At 60.7% G+C, this 19260-nt stretch carries 15 protein-coding genes and 1 tRNA gene; 6 read left to right on the top strand and 10 right to left on the bottom strand.

The features are described 5' to 3' along the window. The first annotated feature begins 205 nt into the window (after nt 1-205). On the top strand, nt 206-634 hold the full coding sequence (locus tag OJ996_RS25180) for a hypothetical protein (RefSeq protein WP_264516526.1): 429 nt from the start codon (nt 206-208) through the stop codon (nt 632-634). A gap of 806 nt (nt 635-1440) precedes the next feature. On the opposite strand, the gene OJ996_RS26620 is transcribed toward OJ996_RS25180, so the two are convergent. The 4 genes from OJ996_RS26620 to OJ996_RS25165 all read right to left on the bottom strand — a co-directional run bounded on the left by OJ996_RS26620 (nt 1441) and on the right by OJ996_RS25165 (nt 5656). Next, complete coding sequence (locus tag OJ996_RS26620; protein ID WP_425605577.1) at nt 1441-2106, bottom strand: recombinase family protein; 666 nt, start codon at nt 2104-2106, stop codon at nt 1441-1443. A gap of 550 nt (nt 2107-2656) precedes the next feature. Further along, nucleotides 2657-3151, bottom strand: a complete 495-nt coding sequence (locus OJ996_RS25175) for a hypothetical protein (RefSeq protein ID WP_264516525.1) — start codon at nt 3149-3151, stop codon at nt 2657-2659. A gap of 604 nt (nt 3152-3755) precedes the next feature. Continuing rightward, nucleotides 3756-5243 carry a DUF3987 domain-containing protein gene (locus OJ996_RS25170; protein ID WP_264516524.1) on the bottom strand — a complete coding sequence of 496 codons (1488 nt, stop codon included), beginning with the start codon at nt 5241-5243 and terminating at the stop codon, nt 3756-3758. Beyond that, nucleotides 5240-5656 (bottom strand): hypothetical protein, encoded by a 417-nt coding sequence (locus tag OJ996_RS25165; protein WP_264516523.1) that lies wholly within the window; start codon nt 5654-5656, stop codon nt 5240-5242. Before OJ996_RS25165 ends, OJ996_RS25170 begins: the two co-directional genes overlap by 4 nt. Nucleotides 5657-6001: 345 nt before the next feature. Between OJ996_RS25165 and OJ996_RS25160 the strand changes: the two genes are divergently transcribed. After that, nucleotides 6002-6130 carry a hypothetical protein gene (locus OJ996_RS25160; RefSeq protein ID WP_264516522.1) on the top strand — a complete coding sequence of 43 codons (129 nt, stop codon included), beginning with the start codon at nt 6002-6004 and terminating at the stop codon, nt 6128-6130. A gap of 108 nt (nt 6131-6238) precedes the next feature. Here the strand turns inward: OJ996_RS25160 and OJ996_RS25155 are convergent, their stop codons facing one another. The 5 genes from OJ996_RS25155 to OJ996_RS25135 all read right to left on the bottom strand — a co-directional run bounded on the left by OJ996_RS25155 (nt 6239) and on the right by OJ996_RS25135 (nt 10358). Further along, nucleotides 6239-7009 (bottom strand): DUF3102 domain-containing protein, encoded by a 771-nt coding sequence (locus OJ996_RS25155; RefSeq protein ID WP_264516521.1) that lies wholly within the window; start codon nt 7007-7009, stop codon nt 6239-6241. Between the two features lie 288 nt (nt 7010-7297). Continuing rightward, nucleotides 7298-8089: a hypothetical protein gene (locus OJ996_RS25150; protein ID WP_264516520.1), complete on the bottom strand. Its 792-nt coding sequence runs from the start codon at nt 8087-8089 to the stop codon at nt 7298-7300. Between the two features lie 229 nt (nt 8090-8318). After that, a tRNA-Met gene (locus OJ996_RS25145) sits at nt 8319-8395 on the bottom strand. Between the two features lie 92 nt (nt 8396-8487). Then, nucleotides 8488-9624: a glutathionylspermidine synthase family protein gene (locus OJ996_RS25140; RefSeq protein WP_264516519.1), complete on the bottom strand. Its 1137-nt coding sequence runs from the start codon at nt 9622-9624 to the stop codon at nt 8488-8490. Then, entirely contained in the window at nt 9624-10358 is a 735-nt protein-coding gene (locus OJ996_RS25135; RefSeq protein ID WP_264516518.1) for a hypothetical protein, read from the bottom strand. Before OJ996_RS25135 ends, OJ996_RS25140 begins: the two co-directional genes overlap by 1 nt. A gap of 360 nt (nt 10359-10718) precedes the next feature. Here OJ996_RS25135 and OJ996_RS25130 point away from each other — a divergent pair, with 360 nt between their 5' ends. Next, the gene (locus OJ996_RS25130) at nt 10719-12215 is read left to right on the top strand and encodes a hypothetical protein (protein WP_264516517.1); all 1497 of its coding nucleotides are present in this window, start codon (nt 10719-10721) and stop codon (nt 12213-12215) included. Next, nucleotides 12212-14005, top strand: a complete 1794-nt coding sequence (locus OJ996_RS25125) for a hypothetical protein (protein ID WP_264516516.1) — start codon at nt 12212-12214, stop codon at nt 14003-14005. The genes OJ996_RS25130 and OJ996_RS25125 overlap by 4 nt, the downstream gene beginning before the upstream one ends. A 645-nt stretch (nt 14006-14650) precedes the next feature. Here the strand turns inward: OJ996_RS25125 and OJ996_RS25120 are convergent. Next, the gene (locus OJ996_RS25120) at nt 14651-16819 is read right to left on the bottom strand and encodes a hypothetical protein (protein ID WP_264516515.1); all 2169 of its coding nucleotides are present in this window, start codon (nt 16817-16819) and stop codon (nt 14651-14653) included. A 287-nt stretch (nt 16820-17106) separates the two neighbouring features. Between OJ996_RS25120 and OJ996_RS25115 the strand changes: the two genes are divergently transcribed. Then, nucleotides 17107-17694 (top strand): RNA polymerase sigma factor, encoded by a 588-nt coding sequence (locus OJ996_RS25115; protein ID WP_264516514.1) that lies wholly within the window; start codon nt 17107-17109, stop codon nt 17692-17694. After that, nucleotides 17691-19259: a LamG-like jellyroll fold domain-containing protein gene (locus OJ996_RS25110; protein ID WP_264516513.1), complete on the top strand. Its 1569-nt coding sequence runs from the start codon at nt 17691-17693 to the stop codon at nt 19257-19259. The genes OJ996_RS25115 and OJ996_RS25110 overlap by 4 nt, the downstream gene beginning before the upstream one ends. The last annotated feature ends 1 nt before the right edge of the window (nt 19260 follow it).

Genomic DNA, 19260 nt, shown 5'->3' with positions numbered 1-19260 from the left:
GAGGATCCCTGATCGTGAAAGCCTGCGTGAGGGAAGGGCCAGCAGATGGCCTTAGGGGCTGGGCAAACTTCTACTACTGGAAGATCCGCAGCCTTGAAATCCTGCCGGAGCGGTTTGATCCCGGGACCGGGCCGGAGTCTCTTCACCCGGTGGCCGCATAAGAGGACGGAACAAAAGGGCGGAGCAATCTTTCCGAGCGAAAACGATGAACAACAACGGATTCAGTGAGGTCATTGCCTCCGCCCAGCTCCGTGCCAGCGAGCGAGAGGCTGGGAAGGCGGCGCAGAGGGAAAGTCTGGGCGAGGCCATACCCTCCAAGCACGAGGTGCTGCACGGCGTGGTGCACCGAACCCTACTGGAAGCATGGCGAGGACTGGAGGCTGCGGGCGTGAAGGCGACGGTGAACACGGATGCCAACCCGCGAGGCGAGTGGCAGATCTCGCTCAAGCTGCTGGAGAAGCCGGAGGCCCCGCGCCTGGTGTTCTCGGTGATCACGGGCTTGGCCGCCCACTTGGTCTGTAGCCGGGAGGGAGCGGGCGCGCAGGGCGAGTTGGATTACAAGATGCTTGATGATGCAACGCCGGCGGAGATCGCGCGGATCGTGGCGGACTATCTGGCGGAAGTGCTTGGATGAAAGGGCACTCGCAACGACGAGCATCATATGGGAACACCGCGAAAGCGCGCCCTTTCAATGATTGTGCCCGCGAAGACGAGACCCCATAGGTCATGTGTGGACGTTTTCGCCGAAGCGGAGGGTTACCTCGAACTCGGAATGCATGCAGAGGCTTGGGAGTCTCTCACGGCATTGCCTTGCAACAATGTGAGTCATCCGCGAGCTCTGCGCGTGAGAATGTTCTGCGCCTTCCAAGCCCGCCACTATCGGATGGCGGAAACCCTCGCGCTCATGCTCTGCTGTGCCAGCAGGGAAGTTAAAGCGGCGGCAGGAGTGATTCTGCACCAGTTGGCGGCGATCTATAACCTAGCGGGTAATCAGCGCCAGGCGAGATCCCTTGCAAAAGCTGCGATTGAAGCCGACCCGAGGCGGGAAAGCTTGATACGGAACGATCCCCAGTTTCCGCCGGACTTCGTCGAAAGGGCCCTGCGGTGATCTACGCAAGCTAGGCAAGGACACTTGTCACTGCGCCCGATTCGGTTTGTACCTGCACAGGCATTCTCCCGCGCCGCTCCACCTCATGCTATGGCTATTCCGGAAGAATGTCGCAGTCTGATCGTCGCTGCCTCTCAGTCCCTTTTGCTCGCCGCCGGCATGGAGGACGTCTCGCTCCTCGAAGGACTATCGGACGGGCGGAGACTCCACATTTCGGTGACAGTGCTGCCGCCCATCGACGAAGACAGCAGGGGCGCACTTGCGATGAAGCCTGAGCACTACGAGGAAAGGGGAGCGGCTCAGGGAGTACAATGAATTCGAGCACGCCTGAATCATGATCCTCCCAGACACCCTTGAACCTTAGAAGGAGTACGATCGGTTAAGGCTACCTTTACACGCTTCACGGTGCTTAAGCCTTTCTTCGTCCGAGCGGCAATGTCGCGAAGGGCCTTCCCAGCCCGGAGCGACCGAACGATGTCTTCGTGCTTTGCCAGCAGATCAGCACGCGTGAGAGTCGAGCCCGCAGGGCGCCCCAGCTTTCGGCCTTTGCGCCGAGCTTCGGCAAGACCCGAGCGAATTCGGGCTACGAGGTTCTCTTTCTCGTAGCGAGCCATCTCACCGAGAATTGCCAGCATCATGCCGGTAGCAGGGTTTCGGCTGCCGTTTGGTAAGAGGGTTTCGCATGCTTGGGCATGCCAATAGAGGGAGACGCCCACCTCGTTCATGCGTTCGACAGCATCATGAAGAATTGCGGGGTGTCTCGATAATCGCGAGACTTCGTGCACCATCACTTTGCGGACAGCTTTTGTTTCCGCTAGGTGCAAAGCCCGAGCGAGGCCCGGCCGAATGCGGCTGCTCCCGCCCACCCCATTTTCACGGATTACTTCCACGACTTTCCAATTGGCTCGCGTGGCGACGGCCTCGAGTTCGGACACTTGGCGGGCGTTGTCCTGTTCGTTAGTTGAGACACGGACTAAGATGCAAACCGGAGTATCCACCGCGTTAGGATCGGAGGATGAATCGAAGAATCAATCACCAAAGGTCCAAATTAACACTTGGTTTCGTGGGCCCTAATACTGCTTCGTTTCGCAACGGGAAAAGCGTGCCGTGATTGGGTCTCGGGGGCACCGATTTTTTGGACCCACGCTGCATTAAAGGTCGGAGCATGCAGTCTTTGGACTGCCACGCGAGCCCATGCACCACGTTTGCAGATCACTGAGGTTTGCCTACGCTTGGGACTGAAACTCTGCGCGCCCGAGAAGCCCCCCGCCAAGGTATCCCACCACCGTTTGCATAAACTCCGGCGGATCCATCGAGGTGCCAAGAGGAAGCCACTTACGATGCCCGTAGTGATGCCAGCAGTTCTTCGGATCTGAAGATGCAGCCCTCGCGCGTGCGCGCGAGCGCGGGAGGAAGCCTGCCGCGAGTCGCGTTTCGAGCACGCTGCTGCCATCTGAGAGGCTCACTAGCGACTCTGACCGTGCAAATGGCCTTGGAGGCTTCCTTTCAAGCCTCTGTCGGGCTCAGAGGGTAGAGGAGATCGAGTAATCACCGACTGATTCGAATCTCGCTCTCCAGATTCCCGAGTTTGGAGCTGATGTCCATTAGTTGGGTTCTTAGCCGGAGCGCTTCACCTTCTTCTTGCTTACGCGTCGCAGTGGCGATCCTAGCCGCTGAGAGGCGCTCCAGTTCCGCCTCGTAGATTGATGCCGCTGCGGTATCGCCATCCTTCATGGCCCGATTTCGATTATACGTGGCAGCTGTTTCCTTCGCCTCCAGATCCATCTTGCCGGCCTTGATGTCGGCCAAGTATTTTTTGAACTCTTTGATCGTTTGATGATACTTCGGATCCAGAGTCTTAGGGGGAACCAGCTTCTTCACCCACACCTCCTTTACCTGATCGGCCGTGATGGTTTTAGGGAGCTGCGGTCCCTTCGAGGCGGTCGCGGACTTAGTAGGGGTGCTTGGCTGCTTTTCAGCTTGGCCATGGGAGAGGGGACTGCTCGCAAGAAGTGCCAACATCGCGAAGGGCGTGATTTTCATAGAGTTGGAAGGTTGCCATCCAATCCCCGGCCCCGATCCTGGTGGACCGGGGGTTGATACTCCGTTATCGAAACGGAATGGCGGTCTTTACCGCGCGGCGAACCGCACGGCTGGACATCCACCGCCATCCCCCGGGCCATTTGGCTCGGGGTGTTGTTTTTCGCCGACACCTCGGCGTCGATAAACGGGGTATCAATCCCGGATCAGCGGATGGCTGATCGGAAAGGATCTTATGAGGCCGGTTGCGGGGGTCAAGATTGGAGATTCAGATTGATCCCTAGGTTTGTTTCTCAGGGATCTGCTTTCCCCTGCAGCTGCCCGGAATGAGCAAGAAGCGGAGGGCGACATCGCAGTCGCGGACCGGTGCAGGTCTCCCGCCGCCTTGTCCTGCGCCTCCCGCAGGGCCTTAAAGCGAGGTTGGAGGTTTGGGAAATAGCGCTTGCGGATCGCATCGAGTGGTTAGAGGCGCCTGGCTCCTTGGCATGCCTGTTGCACCGCATCGGCGACGACTCCGGTCACATGGTCTCCAGTTTATCTTTTGGCTGTTTTGGCATTTTTGGCAGGGAGACACTGAAGGATCCATTTTTGAGCTGACTGGGCTGAGTTACACATCTTCGAGTGGGCGCTTCGTTGTAGCCACCATGGAAGGTCTTCCTCCCGTTCCTCGCTTCTCAACGATTTGGAAAGATTGACCGAATCTCTCATAAAGTCGTCTAACCTCCGACTCGTCGAACGCATGGGAACGTCGCAGCTCCCGAAGCGAAACTTCACCAGCGTTCTCTGTCAAAACTGCCAAAAGTGCCACAAGCCTCTTCCGTAGCATCTCGGTCCTGCCGGCGGACAGCACTTCAAGCTGGCGCTCCGAGAACCATTTGACCAGCTCTACCGCATCACGGGCAGTTTCAGCCGCTAAAGGAAAAGAATGAGCAAGCCCTCCGTGGCGAGCGGCATGTAGGACCAAGGCGACCTTCCAAGCGTTTTCCGACCATCTAGCGACGTATGGAGCCATGTCATGCAAAGCCCCGCCACGCCGCCGTGCGCGGATGCATTCGTTCTCATATTCCTGGAGAATTGCAGCTGCCTCCGCGGATGCTGTAGCCCTCATCGGTTCTTCTCCGCCCCGCCGGTAGATTAGAAGGTCCCCCACCAGGCTGTTCCAGCCATCCATCACATCTTTGGAAATGCCACTCACTTCACCCTGGCGCTCTTTCGGTTCTACCTTCGGATCAACGATCAGAAATCGCGGCAGCAAGCCGGACTCAGTCAATGTCTCGTCCCCAAACGCACGCCGGGCGGCATCGGGTTGCACCATCCAAAGAACCGACAGGCATGGTTTACGAAGAACGACACGTGGACGCCCCACACGATCAACCGCAAGGCTGTCGCCGGAATAGGCTGAACAATAGAAATCTTCGTCACCCCCTTCCTTTCCGTACCGCCCTTTCACGATTGAGAAAATCCCGCGGGCCTCGCTAGAGAGGCTAGCGACGGCCTCGCCAGGCTGCCCCTGCATCACCATTGCAAGCGCCTCCTTCGTTACATCTCCCACTTTATAACGTGGGGCGGATTCAAGTTTCCGTTGCAACGCCACCCGCTCTTCCTCAGCCTTTTTATATTCCTCCATAGCCGAGTTCCGGAGATGTAGATCCGAATTTTGGGCCGCGCGGGTGCATAACCTTTTTGCTCTCTTCTCCGCTACGCTTAACTCGGAAATTAAGCCGGGTCGGATCAGCATCTCAAAGCGCTCAATTTCCCTAGCTTCGGCATCCTCGAATGGCTTTCCCGCAAGCTTGAATGCCTCACCTTTGCCTGTGCCCGATTGGGCTATGATCATGACAAAAAGATTCGGTTTCGTGACTCTCTCCGCGCCGGTACCGATCTCGAAGCCGGCACCCACCGCTGCGGAAAGGAACCCCAGCACCGATGCACCCGCCAAGACATTGCTTTGCGACGTTGTGACGCGAGCGATTTCTTCTGCCATTGCGCCCGCGGCTCCAGGGAGGCAATGCATCGGGAAGTTAGGGATGGCGTCCTCATCACCAGCCTTATCGAGGCCTACGCCTGGCGGCGCAATCCAATCGCTAGTGCTCATGGCGTCAGCCCCTCCACCTTTGTGTGATCGAAATAGACCACTTCCTGCAACGCCTTCCTATCAGCACGCCAGCCTTGGGGTAGCCTTACGAATTGGGATCGTGTCCAAGTGGCCGGATCGGCACCCAGAATCACCGCGTAGCGCATGAAGATCCGAACTTTGGCTTCGTCCACACCGTGGCAGTTCCACCAAGCATGCAATGATTTACCTCCTGAGCAGATGACAGCGGTCAGGGGCGCAAACTGCTTCAAATGCCAAATTAAAGCTGCCTGCTCACCCTTGGGACCTTGATCAAATTCAGTCACCAGGTAGTGCCTCGGGCCAGTATTCTCCAGAGTGTGGGCAGAAACTTTCCCGTCCTTTTTCCTCTTTCCTGTGAGGGCCGACATGGAACTCGGGACGATCAGGGACATCCGGGAAAGCTTCCCGCGGAAGTCCTCTCTCGGAGCTGTGGCGAAATCAGCGTTCGTCTGGCCAATGCATAGGAGGGGATTATTCGGGAAAATTCGGTCAATGACCGACTCCGCGTTTAATGAGTCAAGGGTGCAGATGGTGGGCGATGCGGACCACAAGTCCGCTACACCATCTATCCCAGTGCTGAATATCGCGTTACGGCGGAGGTTCGGATCGACATCTGGCCAGGCTGCCTTGAATTCCCGATTTACGGACTTTCTCAACCCGGGAGGCTGCCACGAGATTCTCCGGGAGTTTACCACTGCGTCGCGAATTTCGTGCGGTGACACATACCGGCCGCAGCCTTGGCATGCATTCATGAGAACTCGCACGATGTCTTCTTCGTGCAGGTGAGCGTGCAGCTGGCGGGCGACCTTGAAGAGCCACAGGTGAACGCCCCTGCCGGCGTTTGGCACCGCGGCGATCAAAGTTAACAACCATTGCGGAAGTCTGGTTTCGATCATGTTTTTTGAGTTCTCAGTTGGCATCCTCGCATGCGCGACCTGCCCGGCCACGACATGTGGTGGGGGGAGGTTTGATGTTCAAAGCGATCCCGAAATCGGTGGCGCTCCCGGCTCTGACTCGATGGCCGAACCCAACTTCGAAAGTTCCTGACGGCAAAATTCTTGCACCTCTCGAAGCTCCTCTCGTATGGCCTCCGTCGGCCCCGCCTTGAGATGCTTCTTCAGAAGCACAATTACGGCCGCGGCTTTGTTGCCAGATGCCCGCAATGATTCAGATGACGGTAGTGTCTGTGCATCGCCATCTCGCGCAATCAATGGGGCCACCGAATCCGCCTCCCAACAGCTTTCTCCCCGTCCAGATGCCGCGTTTGCCCCGTCATCCTCCGCTGGAGTTCGCTTCTCATGGCCGGCCTGCTCCAAGTTGACTTCTTCAGGAGGAGAGTCTCCGAAGCGAATTAGCGCGATTGCACTCGCAACGGATTCAAATGGCAGATCGGCAATGCTCTGCCAGTTTGAGGCGAGTCGCCTGTAGTTGTGCGCCGTGCGAGCTGATCCTTTGAAATTTTGCTGAAGCCATTTCTGGAATTCACCGTGGGGTAGATGGTCCTTAGCCCTGTTCAGAAATTCCCCGCACTTTCTTGCGTACTCAACTACGCTCTGTGCCTGATCTTGAGATGTGGCCAAGGCCCGGTCCGCCTCTTCGCTGAACCAAGCTAATTTCCTGATTGTTTCGGGATCATTTGCAGGCAGTTGGACCGAGTCCGGGCTGGGAATGATGCTGTGGGCCTCTGTCAGCTTGCCTACAGGTGACGGGCCTTCGTTGCCGCCGATCGCTGGGTTTGCGCTCACGGCTGCTCCCCTCCTTGGGCTGGATTGGCGTTGATGCGGAAACGGCGATCAAGAGCCGAGCGAACTTCTTCGGGATCGAAAAATGTACGGCGTCCGACCCGAACAAAGGGGAAGTAGCCCCGCGCCTGCCATTCCCTGAAGCTGCGCAGACTCGGACGGGAGGGTTGATCCGGAAAAACTATTGAGATGCACGCTTCTGCTCCTACGAGCGTTCGATTTGCTTTCATCGCCTCCACGATGCACCGAACTCCGTCCGAATTGGACCCGCTCAAATGGAGTCTAAGCACCTTATGATCTCCTTGGGCCTGGACGGTCCCAAGGAAGCCAGTTGAACCGCAGCAATTTGCAGATGTCGCCGAACGATTTATCTGTACCTAGCGAGGTCCCGACGAAGATGTCTCGAACCGCCTTCTTCGTTGGCAAAGGTGGGTAATCGCCACGTGCGAGCGCTTTTCCCGCTGCTTCTTCAACAGATCGAAAGAAAGCTTGGTATGCCGCGGGAATTCCTTCTTTTTCTAAATGCTCAATCCGACCTATCCATTGTGCAACGCAGCGGAAATCGGCTGAAGCGGTGCTGCCGCGAAGCATCTCAGTAAGCTTTTCGCCTACGTATCGATTGAATTCAGTCTCATTATCAGCCATCGACAGCCTAGTTCGCTTATAGTCCTCGCTAAGGGGGGCTTCGAGGTCCCGCTCAAGTTCGACAAGTTCCCTTGCGATGGCATACTGGCGCCACCTTCTCGCCACATTTGGTGAATGGGTAGGTATGCCTTCTACGCCGAAACCCCTAGATGCTAGTAGCATGAGAAAGAATGATTTTGGTGATTCGTCAGTGTCGAGAGGGCTTTCCTCAAGGTCTAAATAGTTCCCCTTTGCGAGTTGGGTGAACTTGTAATTGAAAGGTAAGGAATACGCCGAGAATGTCTTTGTAGGGACGTTCCAGACTAAGAAGCCGGAGCGCCAACTATCTTTTTCTTGGAATGCCTCTACGTCTGGTAAAACATAGTGCTCAATTCTGTCCTGAAAGCGACGGTATTGTTTCCACTTTGTATCTCGAGGCTCACTATTTTCTTCCTCCATTGCCCCCAGTTAGCACGCTTTCAGGAGCTTGCGACGCATTTTCGAATCATACGGCCCGTTCATGGCGACCCAAATTTCCCCCGGTCTCCAACGATCTGGTTCCGCGCAACTAACCGCGCAATAGGTCCGGCATAAGCCCGCATTTCGATGCATGATGAAGCCAGACCCGCGAGCACGTGCTAACGTAATAAAAAGCCCTGCAACTCTTTGAGTCACAGGGCTTTGAAAGTGGTGGCGGGAGTAGGATTTGAACCTACGACCTTCAGGTTATGAGCCTGACGAGCTACCTGGCTGCTCCATCCCGCGATTTTGTGTGGTGCGCCTTTCGGCGCGGGCCGCGAACCTACCCGGAAGTTTGCCCGGCGCAAGGGATTTTTGTCTGTTTTTGTCTGTAGTTTTCAAACTTCGATCCGGTGGGGGAGGAAGCGGCTGAGATTGCCGGTCACGGGGCTGCTGTCGGCGCGGGCGGAGAGGCCGCGGCACTCGTCGCCGACCATCCAGAGACCCCAGACGACGTGCTGGCCGCCGGACTCGAAGAGGCGGGCGTGCTCCTGATAGACCATGGGGCCGTCCTGCGAGGGCAGGGGCGGCGGGGAGTGGTAGGCGCGGGAGCGGATGGTGACGCCATTGCCTTCGCGGCCGAAGAAGGGCTTCTCGACCCAGCGGTCGGCACCGCCAAGGCCCTCCATGTTGTACGATGAACGTAGTAGCAAGGGGTGGCCGGGGTTCAGCTCCCAGAGGATGGGCAGGATGCCTTTGTTCGAGAGCATCATCTTCCAGGCCGGTTCGGTGAAGCGTTCGCGCTCGCGGCCGATCTCCGCGAAGAAGGGCTCCTCCGCCATCCACTCCCAAGGGTAGAGCTTGAAGAGCCGCTCGATCGGGCGTTCGTTCATGTCGGTGAAGCGGCCGCTCTCGGAGAAGCCGATCTCGCCGATGTCCATCAGCTCCACTTCCTTGCCGGCCTGCTCCGCGGTTTCCGCGAGGTAGGCGATGGTCTGGCGGTCTTCCAGGTGGTCCCACTTGCAGGCGAGGTGGATGCGGGACTCGGGAAAAAGCTGCCAGCGCTCGATCAGTGCCTCGTGGATCGAGTTCAGCTGATCGCTCTGCGGGGCCACGTCTTCCAGCCACTGCCACTGGATCACCGCTGCCTCCAGCAGGGAGGTGGGGGTGTCCGCGTTATACTCTAACAGCTTGGGCGTGCCGGTGCCGTCCCAAGCGAGATCGAAGCGGCCGTAGAGCGATTTGTCGCCCACCAGCCAGGAGGCCTGCACCATGCCGATGGCGGCCTCCGGGATGGCGAGGCGGTCCCACCAGCCGCGGCGCGAGATCTCGTCGCAGGCCTGCAGGCACATCGCGTGGAGCTCGTTCGCGGCAGCCTCCAGCACCTCGGCGGCCTCGAGCGTGAAGACCAGATTGCGGTCCTCCGTCCAGTAGGGCTCGCCCCCGGCGCCGTGCCAAGTCAGGCCGGCGGATTCCACGCGCTCCTGCCAGCCGCTGCGTGGCGGCCGGACTTCCAAACGCACCGGAGTTTTCATCAGGTGCCGGAAGAGAATCCACCGCCGCTGCGGCTGGAGCCGAAGCCGCCGCGCACCGATTGACCCGAGCGTACCGGCGTGCCGGTGGCGCGGCTCTGCTCCACCATGCGGCGGTAGCCGGGATTCGCGGAGGCGTAGGAATTCACGTTGCCGCGCTGGCGTTCCACCTCGCCCTGCCATGCGGGTGCTTGGGCGGAGGCGCGCTGGAAGCCGGGACCGTGGGTGAAGCCGCCGCGGTTTCCGGCCAGCAGCCAGTACATCAGCAGGGCATTGCCCATGCCGAAGCCGCTGCCGTGGGTGGCGCTGCCATTCTTCGACTGCGCGGCGAGCAACTGCTGTTCGCGTTCGAGCGCGGCTTGCACTTTCTTGAGCGCTTCAGGCGTGGGCTTGCTCGAGGATTCATTCTCCACGGGAGCTTGGGTCGCCCAAGTGCCGTTCACGAACCATTTGCCCTGATGCTCGTAGCCGTAGGGATGCGGGAAGAAATCGCGGGCGAGCGAGTGGTAGTAGCCCACGCCTTCAATGTAGAGATTGTTCGGCACCTCGCCGCCCATGAGCTTCGCCTTCTGCGCATCGAGCGTTTCGATCCGCTTCTGGGTTTCCGCCATCTGCTGGTCCTTGGCGGTGGCCACGTAGTTGCGTTCGCAGCCGCTCAGGCCGAGGCCGGCGAGGATGCAGGCCGTGGACCAGCGCAGGGCTCCGGTGGGGAGAATCGTCGCGGTGCTTCGCTTCATGAATCGGTGAATGTCCGGAACAGTAGTCGCGGCATGCCGGGAGAGTCAATGGAAGGCGGATTCCAATCCCCGGGCTTGGTTCCACCGTTACCTGGATCCTCAAAACCGCGAATGGACGCCAATTGACGCGAATGGGATCCAATCCTCCTGAGGTCCGGTCTCTAATCCGGTCAGTATTGTCGGTTGCTCTCTCCGGCGGCTTGCAAATCGGATTGACCGGAAATTGGAAAAACGCATCCCTTTATCTCGGAGTCAGTATTTCCATGACTTCAACCCACCCCAGTGAAGGGAAAACCCATTCTCTTGCTCCTCGGGCTCTGCGCTGCCGGTTTGGCGACAGGGCATGTGCTCAGGAAATCCATGAGCTCCCCCGCCGCGGCCGCGCCTGCTGCCGGAGGGGCGATTTCCTCCGCGCCGACTGCGGCAGATGGCGCGGCCTCATCGTCCCCGGGGGCAAAGGTGAAGCCGATGAGCCACATGGCGGGCTCCGCCTTGAAATCGAAGGATACGCTGGAATCGATCAAGACGGCGGAAGGACCGGACCTCTACTCGCGGGTGGCGCTGTGGATGGTGGATGCGAGCGAGGAGGATCTGAAGGGCTTCTGGGATCACTACCGGCAGAAGGAGAATCGGGAGAACGACATCAACGACCTGATCTTCATCAACTGGACCCGGATCAACCCGCAGGGTGCCATCGCCGCCGCGAAGGGCACGCCGGACGAGCATTACGCGTGGTGGGCATGGGCCTGCCATGATCCGGAGACCGCGCTGGCCACCGCCAAGGCGAGCAATCCGGACCGGGTGAACAACGTGACCTGGGGCATCGGCGAGTTCCATCCGGATTGGTTGCTGGAGCATTTCGAAGAGTTGCCGGAGAACAGCCGCAACAATGCCCTGCAGGGGCTGGTGAAGTGGGATGATCGCGCCGATCCGGAGAAGATTCTGAACTTCTTGCTGGAGAATGACAGGGGTCTGCACCCGGGACTCTTCAAGGTGCTGGCGATGCGCGACCCCTGGACCGCGCTGGAGTGGCTGCAGGAGAAAAAACCGCAGGGAAGACTCTACTCCTACGCAGACGGACGCGACCCGATGGGCATGCTGCTGGATACGGTGAGCAAGCAGGATCCGGAAGTCTTCAAGCGCATGATCGATCAGACTCCTTCCGGGGAACTAAAGCGCCAGATGGAGACCGTGCTCTTCAACCAACAACTCGAATCGGATCCGGAGGCTGCGGTCGCCGCACTGAAGGATATCAAGGCACCACTGGTCCTCACCGAACGCTACTCCAAGGCGGCGATGCACTATCTGGCGAGCGATCCGGACCGGGCTTTCGAGCTTGCCCGGCAGATGCTGGATGAGTGCCCCACGGCGATGAACCTGAACATGCGGGTCGAACTCGGCAACGGGGGCTCGACCACTTGGGGCTCGGGGGGATCGAGGGAGCTCCAGAATCTGATGGCCGCCTTGATGGCAAAGGATCCCGAGCGCACGGTGACCCTCCACCTGCCGGCGGAGGGTGCTTCGTATGCGGAGAGTTCCACCTTCTACAACCTCACCGGGCAGTGGGCGGAGAACGACATCGACGGGCTGGTGAACTGGGTTAACAAGCAGCCGGAATCCGATGTGCGGGATCGTGCCATCAACGCGATCGTCAACAAAAGCATCCAAGAGCAGGATTACGAGAGCGCGATGGAGTGGGCGCAGAGTTCGGCCAAGCCCAACACCGCGATCCACAACGTGGTGGCGAACTGGGCGAGCCGCGATCCCGAGGGTGTCCGGGCCTGGATGGATAGTGCCGAGCTGAGCGAGAAACTCGCCAAGGATCTGCAACAATACATTCCCAAGCAAAACCCATGAGCGCGCCTTCTCCTCTCGTTTTTCGTTCGGCCTGCGCTGCGGGATTCCTGGCGACCGCGCTGGCAGGCTGGCATCTCGCCGCACCGGAGACGCGGGCTTCCGCGGGGAAAGTGGTCGAGGCCGGTAGCGCCGTGGATTCAAAGCACCGGGAGCGGAAGCTGCGCGACGGCGGGATCCCCGCGCAGGTGCGCGAGACCATGGCTGCGATCCGCGGGGCAGCCACTCCCGAGCAGCGGATGCGCGCCACGATCGATCTGGTGCAGAGCATGCCGCTCTCCGATCTGGAACAATGGCTGGAGAACCGCTGGTTCGACTCCGGGGACAGCTACGATTTCACGCTCTTCAACAAGATCGCCTACCAGCGCTGGGAGGCCGAGGATCCCGAAGGCTTGATCGCCTATCACCTCAAGAGCAACTCCTACCGCGCACAGGAAATGCTAGCCAAGCTGGCGAAGGATGATCCGGCAAAGGCACTCGCCTTTTGCGCCGGACGGCCGAATCCAAGCATCGAGCTGGACGTGTTGTCATCGGTGCTGAAGGTGGATGCCAAGCTGGCTTTGCAGCACGCGAGGGCGATGCTGGAACGGGGGGCTTTCAACGACTCGAACTACTATCAGGGCGATCAATTCTTCCAGGAACTGGTCAAGAAGGACCCTGCGGCGCTGGAGTCGCTTTTCGCCGACATGCCGGCCCGCCTGCGCCAGCGGGCGGAGGGAGCGCTGACCGGCCAGAAGCTGAAGGCCGACTTCGCCGGAACGCTGAAGGAGCTGATGGAGAGGCAGGATGGATACAAGACCTTCCGCAATGCGTACTCCGATAATGACAATATCAAGGCAGGCATCCTGGACCACCTCGCCGGGCTTCCGGATTCATGGAAGAAGCAAATCGCGAATGAACCCTACAACCTGATCAACCCGGACAATGCCGGCAAGTGGCTGGAGGCGGATCTGGAAGGTATGGGATTCTCGGGGACCGATGCCAAGAACGTGTGGAATTTCGCGATCCAGTATTATGCGAACAAGAATCCCACCGAGGCGCTCGCGATGCTCGGCAACATGGATCTTGAAAAGGGCAATCGTGACAACGTGATCGAGAACATCTTCCGGAACGCCCAGAATGATCCGAAGAAGATGGAGGCGCTGATGGCTGCCTTGCAGACCGACGAGGACCGCGCGATCGCTCAGAAGTTCGTGAAGGTGACGGATGAGAACGGTGAAACCGTGGCGAGGAAGGAACCCCATCTGATCAAGGAACCGAAAGAGTGGCTGGAGGCGGTGATGTCTGGCGACAGGGCCAACGCCAATACCTATACCTATTACATCCAGCAGTGGCCGAAGGAGAAGATCGAGGAACTCACCACCGAGTTCCGCGGAATGGCGGCTGCTGATAAATCATCGCTGGCGATGCTGCTGGCAAATTCGAGCCACGGGGATAGCGGTGGTTCGGCTCAAGGATTGCAGGGCGAGGCGATCCTTTATCTGGTGAACAATCCGCCGCCGAAGGAGGAGCCCAAGCAGCCGGAAAATCCGAGTCCCTTCGGTCCGTCCCGGAGCTTCGATGCGAACAACGCGGCCTCGCGCCATGCGGTGTTTCTCGCGCAGAAGGATCCGGATGCCGCCTCGCAGTGGGTGCAATCGCTGCCCGCAGGGGAGACACGGCAGTGGGCGCAAAAGAACCTGGCGAAGAACTGGGCGATGTATGATCCGGAGGCGATGCAGCAGTGGGTGAACACGCTGTCTTCCACGGAGAGGAAAGGGGTGGAGGAGTTCTTGGAGAAGAAGGAGAGGTGAGGGGGTCTAGCGGTTCTTCGCCACGGAGGGGCATGGGAACTTGCTGCTGCCTGACGGGGGAGTGCCGAGGTAATCCGGTCATTTCCGGCGACCCTCCGGGGCGCCAATGGTGTGGCGGGCGTGACCGGTGGCTGCGCTGCGCTTGCGCACCGGCTAAGCTCCGATGCCCCTCTGGGGCGGGGAGGTGCCTATGCCCGAGGCCAGATCGTACGAAAGCGGGAATGCTCCGGAGGCGCACTGCGAAAAGCTTGTGGCCTAGCTGAGAGGTCTCTCCGGGGCGGGGAGGTGCCTATGCCCGAGGCCAGATCGTACGAAAGCGCGGGAATGCTCCGGAGGCGCACTGCGAAAAGCTTGTGGCCTAGCTGAGAGGTCTCTCCGGGGCGGGGAGGTGCCTATGCCCGAGGCCACATCGTACGAGAGCGGGAATGCTCCGGAGGCGCACTGCGAAAAGCTTGTAGCCTAGCTGAGAGGTCTCTTCGGGGCGGGGAGGCGCCTATGCGCGAGGCCACATCGCACGAAAGCGGCGATGCTCGCCGCACTCCGAAAGAGCCAGCGGCTCCAAAGGGGGTGACCTCATGGCAAAAGAAAACCGGCGGTGAGAGACTCACCGCCGGTTGGTTGATCATTGCTCAGGCGAGGGCCGGATCAGTTGTCCTTCTCCTTGTTCTTGCCCTTGCCGCCGCCTTCACCGCCGCCGCCTTGCGGACGTTGGGGCTGACGCTGCGGTTGCTGGCGCTGAGGCTGGGCCTCGCGCTTGGGCTGTGCCCGTTGAGGCTGGGCCTCGCGTTGCGGTTGTTGGCGCTGCGGTTGAGCCTGAGGTTGCTTCTTCGGCTGAACCTGGCGTTCCGGCTGGGCCTGCTTCTTGGGCTGGACCTGACGCTCGGGTTGCGGCTGAGCTTGCTTCTTCGGCTGAACTTGGCGCTCTGGCTGAGGCTGCTTCTTCGGCTGAACCTGACGTTCCGGCTGCGGTTGCTTCTTCGGCTGGACCTGACGTTCCGGCTGCGGCTGGCGCTTCGGCGGCTGCACCTTTTCCGGCTGAGGTTTGGGCTCACGCTTCGGTGCAGGAGTGGCCTCCTCTTTCTTCGGAGCCGGAGCAGGTTTGTTGTCGTCCGTCATCTGGCCCTGCTTGCCCTTGCCGCCACCGCCTTGGCCACCGCGACCGGGACGGCCGGGTTGATCCGGAGTGGTAGTGGTATCGTCGCCAGCGTTGCCGCCCTTGCCCTTGCCGCCGCCACCTTGGCCACCGCGACCGGGACGGCCGGGTTGGTCCGGAGTGGTGGTTTTATCGTCCGTCATCTGGCCCTGTTTGCCCTTGCCGCCACCTTGGCCTTGGCCACCACGGCCGGGGCGTCCAGGTTGACCCGGCTTGTTGTCGCCGGGTTGCGGGGTGCCGTCGGCCACCGGGTCCTTGTCGGCCACGGCGGGAGCTTGCTTGCGCTTCGGCGGGGCTTGGTCACCCATTTGGGCGGCCTTGCGACCCATGATCGGCGAGCGGTTGAGCTTGGCTTTCACCGGCTTAGGTGCAGCTTCGCCTTCCACGGCCTTGCCCACGGGGGCTTCCTTCTCGATCTGCTTGCGCTGCTTGGTGAAGTCGACCATCTGCTTGCGCTGATTCACAATCTTCTCGCGGGCACCGCCATCGAGCTTCTTGAAGTTCATGCGACCGCGGCCCTTGCCACCGGCATCACCGGCATCCGCACCCGGGTTCTTGACGAACTGGGCGAGCGGGGTAGCGAGGGCGAAGTCCTTGCCATCGCGTCCCTTAAAGCCGCGGCGACCGTCGCCGATGTCGCGCAAGTTCGCCCAAGTGCGAGGCGGGCGGGCATCGCGGTTATCGCGGAAGAAATCGAAGTCTGCCAGGCGGTTGCGCTCCCAATCGCGGTCGTGGCGGTGTTCCCAGCGGCGATGTGCGAAGATCGGATCGTAGCCACCGCGCATGCGAGCGTAGTTCACATTGTAGAAGAATCCACGATCGCGGTAGGAGGGCTCGTAGTAGTCACCGAAGTAGTAGTGATTGTAGCGCGGACGCACGAAGAGGTGATCCACGAACAGGTTCAGGCTAATCACCGTGACGGGCGAGTAGTAGAAGTTCGGGCGACGGTAGACGTGGTGATGGAAACGCACCGGTGCAAAGATCACGCCGCGGCGCGGCACCGTGTAGTCCCAGTAGCCGTTCACGTAGACATAGCCGCGCGGGGTCCAGGAGTAGCGGTCCGGCACGTAGGTCCAGTCCTCGCGGTAGGGCTGATAGTATCCGGGGCGCCAGCGGTAACGGGTGTCCGCCCACATCCAGGTGCCGGGGATCCACACGTCGTTATCCGACTCGGCGGCGACATTCGGGCCGGCTTCCAACGAGCGCGGTGGGGCGGGCAGGTAGGTCACCTCCTCGGTGCCGGTATCCGACCAATAGCCGGAAACCCACTGGTACTCGCTGCCGACTTCATTCCAGTAGCCGGGGACCCACTCGCGATCCGGCGGGATATTGCGCCAGATGCCGCTGATCCAAAGGAAATCGCTGCTGTCTTCGTCCCAAGCCCAGTAGCCGGGGATCCAGGTTACGTTGTCGCCTTCCAGCTCCTGCTCAGGCGGCAGCTCGTCGATCACTTCCGGCGGCTGGGTGCTGATGAGGATGCCTGGTTCAGGCTCGAAACTAACGGCCTCCGCGAACGCCTCGTGGACGGGACCGCGGGTCAGGACCTCGGTTTCCTCGGAAACCTGTTCGTCCTGAGCGGTCGCCACGATGGGCGTCAGCAAAGCCCCGCAAGCGGAGAATGCGGTGATGGTGGCCAAAAGGCCGTATCGGGTGGAGTTCATGGGTCAGTCCTTCCTAGCTTGTTGTATTCCCCCTTCGGACGCAATCGGGCCGGGTTCATTAGATCCAGTCCTCGTTTTCGCGTCAGATGACTGAAGATCAATGAACTGATAGGTCGGTGCGGTGGTGTCCGAAGGAGGTGGACAGCTGGTACGGTGGACCGGATAAGGCCCGGATCAACTGCAAAATGCACGGATGCCCCGGAAGTCCTGCGATTTGCATCGCCCGGGTCCGAGGCTTTCGTGAAGATTGATGTGGCACTTTCTCCGCCTGAAGACACCCGACCGCCATGAGCCGTGAATCCGCCTGCGACGATGCGATGGAGGTACTGGTGCGTCAGGTGCAACAGCGCGGTCCGGGCTGGATGGAGGCCTTCGGTCAACTGGTGCGACATCACGAGGGCTGGGTGCGCGGCTTCCTGCGCTCCCGGATCCGTGATTGGGCAGCGGCGGACGACCTTGCGCAGGATGTCTTCGTGACCGCCTTCAAGCGCGTGAAGGCGTACCGCGGCGAATCGAGCTTCGAGGGCTGGCTGCGAGGGATCGCGGTGAATCACCTAAGGAACTTCGTCCGCAAGCGCCGCGAGCAATGCATCGGCGGCAGCGAGGAGTTGCAGGTGTTGATCGACCGCGGGACGGAAGCTTTCCTGGGAGATGCGGAGGAATCGGACGCGCTGGAGGCCTTGCACAAGTGCCTCGCCCGGATCGACGGGCCCTCCCGCGAATTGCTCACGGAGCGCTATGTGAGTGGCAAGACGGTGCGCGAGATCTCCGCGGCGAGCGGTCGCGGCTACTCCGCGCTGACGATGCAACTCCACCGGCTGCGCGACGCGCTGGCAGCCTGTGTGGCGCGCAAACTTGAAGTGCCCGAAGCATGAAGCCGCAGGATGAAAACGTGGCCCGCCTGCTCGCGGGCGAGCTAAGCGAGGCAGAGGCCGCGGAGCTGGTGCGCTTGATCGGGAAGGACCCGGAGGCGCTGAAGAAGCTGGGCGGCCAGACGCTGGTGGACGGCCTGTTAGGCGCGGCGATGGAGGATGAATTCACGCGCGAACGGCGGACCCAGCAGGTCCTGGCCGCCGTGAGCCGGGCGGAGCAGGATGATTTCGTGGCCGGCGTGCAGACAAAGATACAGCATGGGCGATGGCGCACGCGGGTGCTGGCGATGGCGGCGCTGGTCGCGATCGGTATTTCGGTCTTTCTCATCTCGCGACCAACTGAGGTTGCCACGGTGGCACGGCTGGAAACGCTGCGCTGGGGAGATGGCGCGGCGGTGGCGGAGGGAAGCGCGATTCAGTCCGGTAGCCGCCTGCGCTTTGAAAGCGGGCTGGTGGAGCTGGAGATGGATGGCAAGGGCCGGATGATCGTGGAAGGTCCGGCGGATCTGGAGTTCATCGGCGCGATGGAATCCCGGCTGCACCGCGGGCGGATCCTGATGAAGGTGACGGAGGCGGGCCACGGCTACCGGGTGGCCACGCCGAAGGGCTCGGTGATCGATCTGGGCACGGAGTTCGGGGTTTCGGTAGGGGATGACTCGAAGGTGGAGACCCACGTGCTCTCCGGCGAAGTGGAGGCGATCCCCGACGGCGGCTCGAAGGTGCTGCTGAAGAAGAACGACGCGCTGCGCTTTGATGGCGGGGCGGGCACGCGCTTCACCACGGATGGCAGCGAGTTCTACACCGCGCTGCCGCCGCTGCGACGGGGTACGATGAATGTCGTACATTGGCCGATGGAGGCGCAGGACGGTCCCATCGACCGGGCGCAGGTGAAGGGCTATGGCCCCGGGGACTACGACATGCGCTTCCAGGCCATGGACGGGGGAGCTGAGCCGGAGTCAACGGAGGGGAAGATCGGGCGGGCGATGGCCTTCGATGGCAAGGGGGGCTATGGTGAAAGTCCCTTCCGCGGAATCGGCGGGAAGGAGCCGCGCACGGTGAGCTTCTGGGTGAAGGTGCCGGAAGACTTCAACCCGCGGGAGGGTTTCGGGATCCTCTCCTGGGGGCAATTCGAGAGCGCGGACTTGGGCGCGGTCTGGCAGGTGTCGATCAATCCGCTGGCGGCGGAGGGCGCGGTGGGGCGGCTACGGGTGGGCGCGCACGGCGGCCAGGTGGTGGGTAGCACCGACCTGCGGGACGGGCGCTGGCATCATGTGGCGGTGGTGCTCTACGAGGCCTCGCAGCCGGACATCGGGAAACACGTGCTGCTCTACCTGGATGGCGAGCTCGAGCCGGTCTCGCGGCGGGCGCTGCGGCAGGTGAATACCCAGATCGAGCGGGCGGAGCACGGGGTGTGGGTCGGGCGGAACGTGGTCTACACGGAGAGCCAGCCGGATCACCAGCACGGTGGATTTTTCCGCGGCGCGGTGGATGAGGTGTTCATTTTCGCCGGGGCGCTGTCGCAGCAGGAGATCCGGGGGGTGATGGATGAAGGAATTCCCGGAGACTGAG

Source organism: Luteolibacter rhizosphaerae, assembly GCF_025950095.1.
Classification (GTDB): domain Bacteria; phylum Verrucomicrobiota; class Verrucomicrobiia; order Verrucomicrobiales; family Akkermansiaceae; genus Haloferula; species Haloferula rhizosphaerae.
The sequence above is the reverse complement of the archived record's forward strand: the minus strand, read 5'-3'. Positions and strand labels throughout refer to the sequence as shown.

Excerpts from the sequence above, each read along its gene's own strand:
- OJ996_RS25180 (WP_264516526.1), top strand. The coding sequence starts at position 206 with ATGAACAACAACGGATTCAGTGAGGTCATTGCCTCCGCCCAGCTCCGT.
- OJ996_RS25175 (WP_264516525.1), bottom strand. The coding sequence starts at position 3,151 with ATGAAAATCACGCCCTTCGCGATGTTGGCACTTCTTGCGAGCAGTCCC.
- OJ996_RS25170 (WP_264516524.1), bottom strand. The coding sequence starts at position 5,243 with ATGAGCACTAGCGATTGGATTGCGCCGCCAGGCGTAGGCCTCGATAAG.
- OJ996_RS25165 (WP_264516523.1), bottom strand. The coding sequence starts at position 5,656 with ATGTCCCTGATCGTCCCGAGTTCCATGTCGGCCCTCACAGGAAAGAGG.
- OJ996_RS25150 (WP_264516520.1), bottom strand. The coding sequence starts at position 8,089 with ATGGAGGAAGAAAATAGTGAGCCTCGAGATACAAAGTGGAAACAATAC.
- OJ996_RS25140 (WP_264516519.1), bottom strand. The coding sequence starts at position 9,624 with ATGAAAACTCCGGTGCGTTTGGAAGTCCGGCCGCCACGCAGCGGCTGG.
- OJ996_RS25135 (WP_264516518.1), bottom strand. The coding sequence starts at position 10,358 with ATGAAGCGAAGCACCGCGACGATTCTCCCCACCGGAGCCCTGCGCTGG.
- OJ996_RS25130 (WP_264516517.1), top strand. The coding sequence starts at position 10,719 with ATGAGCTCCCCCGCCGCGGCCGCGCCTGCTGCCGGAGGGGCGATTTCC.
- OJ996_RS25125 (WP_264516516.1), top strand. The coding sequence starts at position 12,212 with ATGAGCGCGCCTTCTCCTCTCGTTTTTCGTTCGGCCTGCGCTGCGGGA.
- OJ996_RS25120 (WP_264516515.1), bottom strand. The coding sequence starts at position 16,819 with ATGAACTCCACCCGATACGGCCTTTTGGCCACCATCACCGCATTCTCC.
- OJ996_RS25115 (WP_264516514.1), top strand. The coding sequence starts at position 17,107 with ATGAGCCGTGAATCCGCCTGCGACGATGCGATGGAGGTACTGGTGCGT.
- OJ996_RS25110 (WP_264516513.1), top strand. The coding sequence starts at position 17,691 with ATGAAGCCGCAGGATGAAAACGTGGCCCGCCTGCTCGCGGGCGAGCTA.